Origin of the sequence: Streptomyces sp. NPDC057743, from assembly GCF_042798755.1 — a bacterium.
Taxonomy (GTDB): Bacteria; Actinomycetota; Actinomycetes; order Streptomycetales; family Streptomycetaceae; genus Streptomyces.
The window spans coordinates 1-12,097 of sequence record NZ_JBHVJX010000062.1; the positions used below are offsets into that span (position 1 = coordinate 1).

The 12,097-nt window shown below is 73.6% G+C and carries 11 protein-coding genes and 1 pseudogene; 6 read left to right on the plus strand and 6 right to left on the minus strand.

Going from position 1 to position 12,097, the window contains the following annotated elements; all coding sequences use genetic code 11:
- The coding region (locus ACFVFQ_RS36600) for an IS630 family transposase (protein WP_383424693.1) at positions 1–551 on the plus strand (551 nt) is incomplete at its 5' end.
- Between the two features lie 23 nt (positions 552–574).
- On the plus strand, positions 575–895 hold the full coding sequence (locus ACFVFQ_RS36605) for a CRISPR-associated endonuclease Cas1 (protein ID WP_383424695.1): 321 nt from the start codon (positions 575–577) through the stop codon (positions 893–895).
- Between the two features lie 35 nt (positions 896–930).
- On the opposite strand, the gene ACFVFQ_RS36610 is transcribed toward ACFVFQ_RS36605, so the two are convergent.
- Entirely contained in the window at positions 931–2,742 is a 1,812-nt protein-coding gene (locus tag ACFVFQ_RS36610) for a hypothetical protein (RefSeq protein WP_383424697.1), read from the minus strand.
- Between the two features lie 205 nt (positions 2,743–2,947).
- On the opposite strand from ACFVFQ_RS36610, the gene ACFVFQ_RS36615 reads away from it, so the two are divergent.
- Positions 2,948–3,283, plus strand: coding sequence for an ArsR/SmtB family transcription factor (locus ACFVFQ_RS36615; RefSeq protein WP_383424737.1), 336 nt, complete (start codon positions 2,948–2,950; stop codon positions 3,281–3,283).
- On the plus strand, positions 3,276–5,999 hold the full coding sequence (gene mgtA / locus ACFVFQ_RS36620) for a magnesium-translocating P-type ATPase (RefSeq protein WP_383424699.1): 2,724 nt from the start codon (positions 3,276–3,278) through the stop codon (positions 5,997–5,999). Before ACFVFQ_RS36615 ends, mgtA begins: the two co-directional genes overlap by 8 nt.
- 45 nt (positions 6,000–6,044) lie before the next feature.
- On the opposite strand, the gene ACFVFQ_RS36625 is transcribed toward mgtA, so the two are convergent.
- Positions 6,045–7,439, minus strand: a complete 1,395-nt coding sequence (locus ACFVFQ_RS36625) for a hypothetical protein (RefSeq protein ID WP_383424701.1) — start codon at positions 7,437–7,439, stop codon at positions 6,045–6,047.
- 71 nt (positions 7,440–7,510) lie between these two features.
- Entirely contained in the window at positions 7,511–8,998 is a 1,488-nt protein-coding gene (locus tag ACFVFQ_RS36630) for an LCP family protein (protein ID WP_383424703.1), read from the minus strand.
- A 157-nt stretch (positions 8,999–9,155) separates the two neighbouring features.
- Here ACFVFQ_RS36630 and tatA point away from each other — a divergent pair.
- Positions 9,156–9,419: pseudogene (gene tatA / locus ACFVFQ_RS36635) on the plus strand (Sec-independent protein translocase subunit TatA); the annotation flags it as partial.
- A gap of 140 nt (positions 9,420–9,559) precedes the next feature.
- Here the strand turns inward: tatA and ACFVFQ_RS36640 are convergent.
- Complete coding sequence (locus ACFVFQ_RS36640) at positions 9,560–9,814, minus strand: hypothetical protein (RefSeq protein ID WP_383424705.1); 255 nt, start codon at positions 9,812–9,814, stop codon at positions 9,560–9,562.
- A 155-nt stretch (positions 9,815–9,969) separates the two neighbouring features.
- On the opposite strand from ACFVFQ_RS36640, the gene ACFVFQ_RS36645 reads away from it, so the two are divergent.
- Positions 9,970–10,794 carry a hypothetical protein gene (locus ACFVFQ_RS36645; RefSeq protein WP_383424707.1) on the plus strand — a complete coding sequence of 275 codons (825 nt, stop codon included), beginning with the start codon at positions 9,970–9,972 and terminating at the stop codon, positions 10,792–10,794.
- 55 nt (positions 10,795–10,849) lie between these two features.
- Here ACFVFQ_RS36645 and ACFVFQ_RS36650 read toward each other — a convergent pair whose 3' ends face one another.
- Both ACFVFQ_RS36650 and ACFVFQ_RS36655 read right to left on the minus strand, forming a co-directional pair.
- A complete protein-coding gene (locus tag ACFVFQ_RS36650) occupies positions 10,850–11,431 on the minus strand; it encodes a TerD family protein (RefSeq protein ID WP_383424708.1) in 582 nt (193 codons plus the stop codon).
- 145 nt (positions 11,432–11,576) lie between these two features.
- Positions 11,577–11,843, minus strand: a complete 267-nt coding sequence (locus ACFVFQ_RS36655; RefSeq protein ID WP_274911722.1) for a GlsB/YeaQ/YmgE family stress response membrane protein — start codon at positions 11,841–11,843, stop codon at positions 11,577–11,579.
- Positions 11,844–12,097 lie beyond the last annotated feature (254 nt).

Below are 12,097 nucleotides of genomic sequence, written 5' to 3' on the forward strand. Positions count from 1 at the left end.
AGTCGCAGATCCAGGCACTGAACCGTTCGCAGCCAGTGCTGCCGATGATGCCCGGGGTGCCTGAACGCCGCAGCCACGACTACGTCCGTGCCGGCACCACGACCTTGTTCGCCGCCCTGGAGGTGGCCACCGGCAAGGTGATCGGCTCACTCCACCGCCGCCACCGTGCCGCTGAGTTCAAGAAGTTCCTGACCAAACTCGACAAGGAAGTTCCCACCCAGTTTGCGGTGCACCTGATCCTGGACAACTACGCCACCCACAAGACACCAGCGATCAAGAAGTGGCTGCTGACCCATCCCCGCTTCCACCTGCACTTCACGCCTACCGGATCATCGTGGTTGAACCTGGTGGAACGATGGTTCGCCGAGCTGACCAGCAAGAAGTTGCGGCGCGGAGTCCACCGCTCCGTCCAGGCCCTCGAACGCGACATCCGTGCTTGGCTAACCGACTGGAACGACAACCCACGGCCGTTCACCTGGACCAAGACCGCCGACGAAATCCTCGACAAAGTCGCCGCATACTGCAAACGAATCCCCGACTCAGGACACTAGGGCTTGACACGGAACTGGGGCTGTTGCACCGCCCCAAGGAACACAAGTCGCACAGCATGGCTCTAGATCTGGTGAAAGTCGCACGGCCCCACGTAGACCAGATGGTTCTTGATCTGGTCACGGAACGAACCTTCACCCGCCGCGACTTCCACGAGACTGCCGAGGGTCAATGCACGGTAGGTAGTCCACTTGACCGCGAGATCATCGAACGGGCACGGAAAGCCGTTCAGGCACCACTGGCCGAAGCCACCGAAGATGTCGCACACATCTTGGCCGACTCGTGCGACACCAAAGTCAAGAAGCGGACCCCGCTCACGAAGCGGACCCTCAAAGCGACGCACTAACCGCCAACCCAAGCCCCACGGCCACCCTCCAACCGTCACGGAGGGTGGCCGTCGCCATGCCCGACAGCGCCAGAGTGGTTGACGGGCGCAACGATCGGACAAGAATCTGGGTCTCTCTCTACTCCCCCACCCACGGGAGGGGACGGGTCGGAGGGGGCGGTAGGCCAGACGTAAAGCGAAGCAGTCTGGCATACCGCCCCCGGAGGCCCGTCACCGCAGCCGACAGCCCCGCGCAGCGGATCAACGCCCGCGCCGCAGGCGCCACGGCGGGAAAGCCAACAACGTGGGAGGCCCGCCAAGCGCAGCGGACCGGCGGGAAAGCCAACAACGTGCGGCGAGAGATAGACGCGGTAGCCGCGAAAGCTGGCAACGTCAGGCAAAGTCGCGGGCCGCCAGCCGCAGGCAATGGTGGGCGGGGCGACGGCCGGCGGGACGAGCAGCGCCACCGGTCGGCGGGCGGCCTCGGCCGCCAGGCGTTCCGGGGTGGTGCCGGCGTCGGGTCCGGCGGTCTGTCGGGAGGCGCAGCCGGCGTAGTAGGCGAGTTGGACGGCGTGGTCGCCGGAGAGCACGCAGGGCGGGCGCACCCCGAGCGCGTGCAGGGCGTCGGCGGCGACCGTGAAGTCCCGGCGCATGTGGCGGTTGCGGGCGGTGTTGCCGGTGAGCACGGCGAGTTGGACGACGAGGTGGACGGCGAGCGCGACGGCGAGGAGGGCCGCGGGGCGCGGCCGGAGTCGGCCCTCGGGGGCGGCCAGCCGGCACAGGCCGTCGGCCACCGGGAGCGCCAGCAGGGCGTAGGCGGGCAGCAGGAAGCGGGGCGCGGCGTAGTCGACGAGGAAGAGGTAGGGCACCGCGGTCGCCGCCGCGACGGCGGCCGGCAGCACGGCGGTGGCGGTGCGCCGGGCCCGTCGGGCGGCCAGCACGCCGGCGGCGGTCAGCAGCGGCAGCGCGAACCACCACACCGCGGTGACGGGGTGGGTCCAGGGAATGTCGCAGGGCCGGCACAGCCCCCGCCCGTCCAGACTGCGGATCTGGGCGCCGACGGCGGGGTGCCAGCCGATGCCGCCCTGGATCTCGGCGGCGCGGTGCAGCCGGGCGAGCAGGCCCCCGTAGTGGGCGTACGCCTCGATCAGCCAGTCCGCGGCGCCCAGCAGCAGCCCGGCGGCCATCAACGGGACCAGCGCGGGGCGCCGCCAACGGGGCACCAGCAGCGCCGCGGTGGCCGGCACCAGCACGAGCCAGACCGCGTCCGGCGGGCGCATCAGCGCGACGACCGCGACGGCCAACGGGAGCCCGGCGAGCGCCCGTTGGTCGCCGCGGTCCTGGACGGCGCGCAGGAAGCAGCCGGTCGCGGCGAGCGCCCCGTAGGCGGACCAGAGGTTGGGCATGACCTGGGGGCCGTAGTAGAGGGTGATCCAGAGGGTGGCGAAGAGGGCGCCGCCGAGGGCCAGTACCCGGGTGGGCAGCAGCGGCCGCCAGACTCGCAGCGCCCACCACAGCCCGGCGCCGGAGAGGAGCGCGAGGGCGATCCGCAGGGCGGTGGCGTCGGGGGTCACCGCGGCGACGGGGGCGATGAGGTAGGTGATGCCGCGGGCTCTGGGTGCGCTGAAGAAGGCGGCCGGCACGTCCCGGGCGACCTGGCTGGCGTAGACCGTCTCGTCCCAGCCCAGGCCGGTCCCGGGGACCACCAGGACGAGTTGGAGGAGGGCGAACGCGGCGCCGGTGAGGGCCAGCCAGGGGCGGGGGCGGGGTGTGGGCCGGGGTTCCGGGGTAGGCCGGCGGTCGGCGCGGGCGGGCGCCGGGACCGTCCGTACCGCCCGGGCGTCCGGCAGGGACCGGCTCTCGTCCATGATCAGACCTCGCGGGGTGGGAGGGGCGCCGGTGGGGCTCCGCCATCATGCGGGCAGGTGGCCGGCCGGGCGCTGCGCGCGCGCCGATCGTCAGCCGGCTTCGGCCTGCCGGCGGATCCGGCGCGCCGCCTACACTGGGCGCTCCGGTGCAAGGGGCGCGGGAGGACGGAGTGCGGCAGTGGTGAGGAGTATCGAGGGGGAGGCGATGGCCGATCCGTCCGCCGAGGTGCTGGCCGAGGCGGCCGGGGTGTTCGGCCTGCTGGCCTCGCCCCCCAGGCTGCACATCGTCTGGGCACTGGCCCAAGGGGAGAGCGACGTCAGCGGCCTGGCCGAACGCGTCGGCGGGGCCCTGCCCGCCATCAGCCAACACCTGTCCAAACTCAAACTCGCCGGCCTGGTCCGCTCCCGCCGCGAAGGCCGCCGCGTCGTCTACTTCGTCGACGACCCGCAAACCGTGGCCGTGATGCGCACCCTCGTCACCCAACTCGCCGCCCGCAACGCACCCCCGGCACCGGCCCGCCTGCGCCGGCTCGGTGCCTGAGACCACCGCCGTGTCGGGGGCGAGCCCGGTGCCCCCGGATGCCGAGGCGGTGTGCGCGGGCCCGGTGGGGCCGCCGGGCGGTGCCGGGGCACAGGAGTCGGCGGCGCTGACGTCGTTGCAGCTGATGCGGCGGCTGGACAGCGGGCCGCGCGGGCTGACCGAGGCCGAGGCCGAGGAGCGGCTGGCGCGCCACGGGGAGAACACCGTGCCGTCGTGGCGGCCGGTGTCCTGGCCGCGGCGGTTCCTGGGGGCGCTGCGCGATCCGTTCACCACGGTGCTGCTGTGTCTGGCGCTGGTCTCGGCGGCCGTCGCCTCGTGGGGCACCGCCTGCGTGATCATGACGCTGGTGGCGGTCAGTTGCGCGCTGCGGTCCGGCGGTGAGCACCAGGCGGGCCGGGCGATGGCGGCGCTGCGGGAGTTGGTCGCCACCACCTCGTCGGTGCAGCGCCGGGCCGATACGGAGGCGCCGCCGCAGGTGCGGGAGGTCCCGGTCGACCAGTTGGTGGTCGGGGACGTGGTGCGGCTGGGGCCGGGCGATCTGGTCCCGGCGGACGTGCGGTTGCTGCGCGCCAACGGACTGACGGTGCATCAGGCGGCGTTGACCGGGGAGTCCGCGCCGGTGCCGAAGCGGGCCCTGGACGCCCCGCCCGACGCGGAGCGGGACGGGGAGGAGCCACCGCACCTGTGTTTCCAGGGCAGCAGCGTGGCCACCGGGAGCGGCACCGGCCTGGTGGTGGCGACCGGTCGGGACACCCGGTTCGCCGCGGCCTACCGCGAGCGGGCCCGGCGGCGCGGCGAGACCGCCTTCGACCGGTCGGTGCACGGCATCGCCTGGACGCTGATCCGCTTCATGCTGCTGACGCCGCCGCTGGTGCTGATGGCCAACGCGGCGCTGCGCGGGCGGGGGTTGGAGACGCTGCCGTTCGCGGTGGCGGTGGCGGTCGGGCTGACGCCGGAGATGCTGCCGGTGATCGTGACCACCGCGCTGGCCCGCGGCGCCGCGCTGCTGGCCCGGACCAGCGGGGTGATCGTCAAGCGGCTGCCGGCGCTGCACGACCTGGGCGCGATCGACGTGCTGTGCCTGGACAAGACCGGCACCCTCACCCAGGACCGGCCGGTCGTGGTGCGGTCGGTGGACCCGGGCGGCGCGCCCGATCCCGAGGTGCTGCGCTGGGCGGCGGTCAACAGCTTCTGGACCATCGAACTGGCCGAACTGCCGGTCCCGGACGCGCTGGACGAGGCGGTGCTGACGGCCGCCGACGACATGGGCGCGGACCCGCTGGAGTTCGACGGGATCGCGGCGCTGCCGTTCGACCCGGCGGTGCGGACGTCCACGGCGGTGGTCCGCCGCCCGGGGCAGCACGGCTCGCACAGCCTGGTCGTCAAGGGCGCAGTGGAGGACGTGCTGGCCCGGTGCGGGCGGCTGCGGACCGGCGGGCGGGAGGTGGCGCTGGACGCGGCGGCCCGGGAGCGGCTGTTGCAGGGGGCTGCGGCGGAGGCGGACGGTGGTCTGCGGCTGCTGGCCGTGGCCCGCGGCGAGCGCCGCCCCCGGCTCGGTGCGTACACCGACGCGGACGTGCGGGGGTTGACCTTCCTCGGCTTTGTGGCGCTGAGCGATGCGCTGGCGCCGTCGGCGGCGGACGCGCTGCGGGTGTTGGCCGAGCGCGGGGTGGCGGTGAAGGTGCTCACCGGCGACCATCCCGGCACCGCGGACCGGGCCTGCCGGGATCTGGGGTTGGCGCCGGGCGAGGTGCTCACCGCCGGCCAGTTGGCCGGGCTGGACGGGCCGGCGCTGGCCGAGGCGGTCGGGCGGGCCACGGTCGTGGCGCGCTGCACGGCCCAGGACAAGGCCCGGATTGTCACGGCGCTGCGCGCGGCCGGGCACACCACCGGGTTCCTCGGCGACGGGGTCAACGACCTGCCGGCGCTGCATGCGGCGGACGTCGGGATCTGCCCGCGCGATGCGGTGCCGGTGGCGCGGGAGGGCGCCGATGTGGTGCTGGCCGAGAAGGACCTGACCGCGATCGAGCGGGCGATCACCGCCGGCCGGTTGGCCAGCGGCAACATCTCGGCCTATCTGCGGATCACGCTGTCGTCCAACCTCGGCAACGTGATCGCGATGCTGGCGGCGGGGCTGCTGCTGCCGTTCCTGCCGATGCTGCCGGCGCAGGTGCTGGTGCAGAACCTCTGCTTCGACGCGGCCCAGCTCTCGCTCGCCTTCGACCGGCCGGCGGCGGGCGCGGCGCGGCGGCCCGCGGTGCTGCGACCGCGGGTGTTCCTGCGCTTCATCACCGCGTTCGGCGTGCTCAACGCCACCGCTGACCTGGCGACGTTCGGGGTGCTGGCGCTCGCCGCGCGGGCCACCGCGGGGGTGGACAGCCCGACGATGTTCCACGCCGGGTGGTTCACCGAGAACCTGCTCACCCAGGGGATGGTGATGCTGCTGTTGCGCACCGGGCGGCGGGCCGCGGAGGGGCGGACGGTGGGTCCGGTCCACCTGGCGGTGACCGCGCTGGCGGTGGTCGGACTGCTGCTGCCGGTCTCCCCGTTGGCCCCGGTGCTGGCCATGTCGGCCCCGCCGCCGCTGTATTACCTGCTGCTCTCGGTCGTGTTGACGCTCTACGGGGCGGCGCTGGCGTTCGCGCGCACCCGGTACGCGCGCCGGGAACGCGGTGCGGACGCGCCCGAGGGCGTGCCCTGCGGATCGCAGGTGTGATCCGCGGGCCCGCCCTCGTAGGACACGGCTAACGGCTGGGCCGGCTCACCAGTCGTCGCCGCCGAACCCTCCGCCGTCGAAGCCGCCGCCGTCGCCGAAACCGCCCGCGAAGTCCCCGGGGTTGAAGTCGGCGCCGGAGTCGGTGCCGCCCTCGGGGCCGCCCAGGAACGACGGGGAGTCGGCGTATGCGCTCGGGGCGCTGAGCATCGAGCCGAGCACGGTGCCGGCGACCATGGCGGTGAGCACGCTGCCGCCGCCGAAGTAGCCGCCGGCCCACGGGGAGTAGGTCGGTCCGGCGTCCCAGTAGGGCTGTCGGCCGCCCGGGGTCTGGACGGTGCGGGACATCGGCTCCAGGCCGTCGGCCAGCCGGGTCGCGTCGGCGGCGCAGGCCGGCACCGGGCGCGGGGCGCCGCCGGGCGGGGCCCACTGGACGTCGGTGGTGGAGGGGCCGTGCCGCGGGTCGAAGAAGCAGGGCAGCCGGCGTTCGGGCAACGGGGCGCCGGTGCGGCGGGCGGCCAGGGTGGCCAGCGCGAACCGGCCGTCCTCCAGGGCCTCGGTCACCGGGCGGACGTCCTCGGGGCGGCGGGCCTCGGCCATCTTCGTCTTGGCGAGGTCGTAGGCGTCCAGGGCACTGCTGTAGTCCGCGCGCATGGCGTCGGTGGCGCCGGGCGTGGACGGGGTGAAGTCCAGCCGCTCCAACTCCTCGCCGAAGGCGGTGATGTCCTCGTCGACCACCACCCGCAGCGCTTCCAGTTCGGCGCGCTCGCGCTCCTCGCGCTGCTTCTTGGCCCGGCGGAAGAGGGCGTAGCCGCCGACGCCGCCGGCGACCACCACGGCGCCGCCGACCAGCAGCCCGGTGGCCGAACCGCCGGCGCCCGCGCCCTCGTTCCACGAGGTGGGCGCCGCGCCGCGGGCCTGGGCGGCGGCCTGCTGGGCGAACTCGGTGACCATGGCCTTGGTGTCGCCGCGGTGGGAGTCGCGCGCCGCGGTCTTGAGGTTGTTCACCGCGTTGCGGGGCAGGACCTGGCCGTCGGCGCCGGCGTTGAAGCCGTTGGGGCCGAGGTGGACGGCGTAGACGCCGGTGATCCCGACCTTGGTGCGCAGGTCCCGCATCAGGGTCTTCTGGGGGAACTCGGGGGCGTCGGGCAGGACGGCGACGAAGACCGGCTTGTCGGCGTCCAGTATCTTCTGCGCGAGGGCCTTCCGGTCGGCGTCCGGGAGTTGGTCGCGGACCCGCGGATCGACGTACACCGGGCTCTTCTTGAGGGCCTCGGCGACGGCGTCCAGGCCGCCGCCCGCGGCGTGCGCCGGCTGCGGCACGGCCACCGCCGTGCCGAGCAGCGCCAGGGCCGCCAGCAGGAATCCGGCCAGGACCCTGGGCAGGGCGCCGGGAACGGCTCTGGGCATCGCGCCGGGCGAGTGCCGGCCAAGGACTGACATGGGCTGATCTTCTCCTCAACATCGTGGTGACATGGGGGACATGGGGGATAAGTAGGGTGCCGGTGCTGGCGCTAACCGTACGAGAGATCGGCGCACGGGTCGTCCGCAGCGGAGCGCGCCGCGCCGCCGAGGTGTGCCGGCGGGGTGGCGGGGCCGTCGGCGTAGTCCCGGCCGAGGGTGACGCTGATGCCGGGCGCGGCGGCCTGCCGGAGCACCGCGCCGGCGAACTGCCGGGCGACGCCCTGCGCCTGCTCCTGCTGGCCGGGACCGTAGGCGACGACGGTGGTGGCGTACTGCTGGGCGGCGGCGGTGGCGGTGCGGGTCACGGTGTAGCCGGCCGTTCGGAGTTGGGCGGCGGCGTGCGCGGCGAGCCCGGAGACGGAGGTGCCGTTGTAGACCGCGACGGCGACGCCGGCCGCGGTCGGTGCCGCCGGCGTCGGGGCGGCGGCCTTGTGGTCCTCCCGTGCGCCGTGGTGCGGGCCGCTGCCGGCGTCCTGGCCGTCGACGGTGCGGTCGGCGCGCAGGTCGGCCCAGAGCCGGTCGGCGTCCGGGTGGACCACCGCGACCCGGGCACCCTGGTAACGCCAGGGCACGGTCAGGAACTTGGTGTCGTGCAGGTCGACGTCCTTCATCGACAGCGCGAAGGCCAGGAGCCGGTCAGCGGAGCCCAGCCCGGGGTCGACGGTGAGGGCCGCGGTCGCGGCCCGGGCCAGCGGGAGCAGCGTGGAGGGGTTCATGCCGCGGGACCTGACCTTCTTGATCAGCGCGGCGGTGAACGCCTGTTGGCGCTTGATCCGGCCGATGTCGGAGCCGTCCCCGATGCCGTGCCGCAGGCGGACGTAGTCCAACGCCCGCTGTCCGGAGAGGGATTGCGGCCCCCGGGGGAAGAGCAGTGCGCCGCGGGCGCCCCGGTGCGGGTTGAGGTCGCCCTCGTAGACGTCCCGCGGCACGCAGACCGGCACCCCGCCGACGGCCGTGGTCAGCGCGGCGAAGCCGGCGAAGTCGACGACGACGGTGTGGTCGACGCGCAGTCCGGTCAGTTGCTCCACGGTGTTCTGGGTGCAGGCGGGGTTTCCCTTGGCCGTGCCGCCCACCGTGAACGCGGAGTTGAACATCGCGGCCGACCTGGCGGGCGTCCACGTCCCGTCGGGCATCCGACAGGGCGGGATGGCGACCAGCGCGTCCCGGGGGAAGGAGACCGCGAGTGCGTGCCGGCCGTCGCCGTAGACGTGGAGCAGGAAGGCGGTGTCGGAGCGCCCCACGTCGCCGGTGCCGCCGCCCAGTCTGCGGTTCTCGCCGGAGCGCGAGTCGGAGCCGATGACCAGGACGTTGTTGCCGCCGGCGCCGGCGGCGGGTCGGTCCCGGCTGAGGCCGTCCGCGCCGAAGGTGGTGATGTCCCCGTTGAGCTGGAGGTAGAGCCAGCCGGCGCCGGCGACCAGCAGCAACAGGAGCGAGAGGGTCGTCGCGGCCGCCGTGCGGACCGCGTCGGGCCCGCGCCGCCCCCGCCCGGCCCCGTCCCCGCCCTCGCGTGCGCCTCCTGCCCTGTGGCTGCGTGTCACGTGTGCACCCTCGTCCGTGCGATTTCCCGACGGCAGACGGATCCCCCCTGCCCAGGGTTATACAGTTGCGCAATGTAGCAAGTGAAATGTGGGCCCGGTCCCCGCGAGACCGGCCGCACACACCGACCGTGGTGACAACGAGAGAAGGGTGGCAGCGATGCTGCGCAACGGACTGGAACCTTGGCATCTACTGATCGTGGCGCTCGTGGTGATCCTCCTCTTCGGTTCCAAGAAGCTGCCGGACACCGCCCGCGCACTGGGCAAGTCGCTGCGCATCCTCAAGAGCGAGACCAAGGCGATGCGGGAGGACGACGGGACGCCGCCCACCGCGACCTACGCCCCCGGCCCGCAGGAGTCGACGGAGGCGCCGCGGACGATCCACTCGGCACCCGGCGCCGCCGCGACCGGCACCGCCTCCGGCGGCACGGCCGGCGCGCCCCCCGGGACGGCGCCGGGCCCGGCCGGCACCGCCGAGCGACCGGCCGCCGCCCCCACGCACCAGGAGGCCGGCCCGAACCCCGCACACTGAAGCCGGGACGCCCCTGGCGCACCCACCCGGCTTCAGGGGCTCACCCCGTCGAAGCCGTACCGCAGGGGCTCGCTCTTCACCTTGAGGTCGCGGCGGTAGATGTGCAGCGCCGCGATCTGCATGCCCTCCGGTGCGCTCTCCACCCGGCAGGGATGGCTTACTTGGAGCACGCTCGGCCGGCCGGTCAGTTGCAGCCGCACCCCGTCGGCCGGCCCCCCGGTCAGCACGGCCGTCTCCCAGTGCGCCGCATCCGTCATCGCGCCCTGCACCACGTTCATTTCGTCCATGACCAACACTTTAGGGATTGCGCAATCAGGGAACCATCATGGAGCGCGCCGCGTTGTCTGAGCGGTGGCCGCCCCCCGTTCACCGTCCGGGCGACGCGGCCGGCAAGCGGGCCGGGCCGCCGGGCAATTGACCCTCAACCCATCGGGGATGACACGTGCACCACAACGACCGCTTAACGACCCAGGACGCCCTCGCCTTCGAGCGCACCCTGGACCAGGCCCTCAACTCCCCGGATCTCAGGGCCGCGTTGTCCCACACCACCGGTTCGGTCAACGCCGAGCAGCTGCGCAGCGCGGCGCTCCGGTCCCGCGACACCCTGGCCGCCGCGGCGGCCGCGGAGTACCGCGAGCTGGTCCGGTTGCGCACCGCCTCGGCCGGCGCGCGCGCCCGCATCGTCCCCTCGCCGTCCGGCGCCGGCACGACCTCCCGGAGCGGTGGACTGCTGCCCGCGTTGGGGGTGTTGATACCGGGCCTGGCCACCACCGCCGCGGCCGTCTTCCTGCTGTTCGGCTTCGGGCTGCGCGCCGTGGCCCCGTCCTCCCTGGCCGACAACCTGATCACGGCGGGCTGGACGGCCGCCGGCGTGGCCGTCGTGGCGACCCTGGTCGGGCTGATCTGGCTGCTGGTGACGGCCGCCCGCAACCGCGCCGGCGACGCCTTTGCCGAGTCCGACCCGGCGGCCGCCCGGGCGCACGAGGTCTGGCAACTGGCCCTGTTGGAGCGGGGGATCACGCCGTTCCTGCTCGGCCGGATCGACGCCGCGGAGAGCGGTGCGCGGGCCGCCGAGCGCCCGGCACTGCCGCGCCCGGCCGCGGCCGGCGTGGCCGGCGGCGCGGGCGAGGGCCGTCCGGCACCGGCCGACGGCCCGGGCTTCAGCTCGCCCGACTTCGCCAGCCCGGATTTCGCCAGCCCCGACTTCGCCGGCCCGGATTACGGCCGGCCGGGCTTCACCGGGCCGTCGACGCCCGACTCCCCCTGAGGCGCGCCGCCGAGGGAAGCCCCTCGGCGGCGTCGCACCGTCGTGGCCGGGCGCCTCACAGATGCGCGGCGACCGCGGGCATCAGGTCCTCGAACGTCCGCCCCTGGGCGGGCGCGCCGATCGCGGCCATCTCCCAACCGCCGCCCGACCGGAAGACCTTGGCCATGATCTGGGCGGTGTGCGAGCCGCCGGCGGAGAGGGTGTAGCGGGCCAGCTCCTGGCCGTTGGCGTCGTCGAGCAGGCGGCAGAAGGCGTTCTCCACCTCCTGGAAGGTCTGCCCGGTGAAGGAGTTGACGGTGAAGACGATCTGGTCGATGTGGGCCGGGACCCGCTGGAGGTCGACCAGGATCGACTCGTCGTCGCCGCCCTCCCCGGCGCCGCCGACGAGGTTGTCGCCGGTGTGCCGGACCGAACCGTCCTCGCTCACCAGGTGGTTGAAGAAGACGACGTCGACGGGCTGCTGGCCGGCGAAGAGCACGGCCGAGGCGTCGAGGTCGATCTCGCGGGCGGTGAGCCGGGCCAGGAAGCCCTTGCGGCGCGCGGCCTGCCAGCCCAGGCCCATCCGGACCACGCTCAGCGAGCCGCCGTCGGCCTTGCTCAGGCTGACCTTCTGGCCCTTGCTCAAGTTCACACTCATCTGATTCCCCATATGTCGGTCTCCCCTGGAAACGGACGCGCCGGCACGGCAGTTCCGGATTCCGTCGACAAATCCGCGATCCTCGTCACGCGGAAAGCCGACATACCGGGACGGAGTTGATCATTGACGGCCGGCCGGCGCGCGCTCAGTCGCGGGAATTACCGAACAACAGTCGGTAGATGATGAGCAGGACCAGGGCACCGGCGATGGCCGCGACCCAGGTCGCGACGTCGAAGAAGTTGTGCGCGATCGGCCGGTGCAGGAACTTCGCCGACAGCCAACCGCCGATGAACGAACCGGCGATGCCGATGAGCGTGGTGCCCACCAGCCCGCCGGGGTCGCGTCCAGGAAGCAGGAACTTGGCTATCGCCCCGGCCAGGAGCCCGAGCACGATCCAACTGATGATGCCCACGGGACATCCTCTCCTCGGTGGTGGGTACGCGGGTCGTTGCGTACCCAGATCGTTGTGTACGGCGGTCGTTGGGTAAGCGGTCGTCGGACGGGCGGTCGTCGGCCACGGGCGCCATGGATGCCATGAACGCCATGGACGCCATGGACAAGGACGCCACCGGTACCGGCACCGTTGCCTCGGGGACGCCCGGTGAACGGCCGCCGCCGTCGCACGCTCGCGAAAATCTACATCACTGTAGAAGTTGGCCGCGCGCG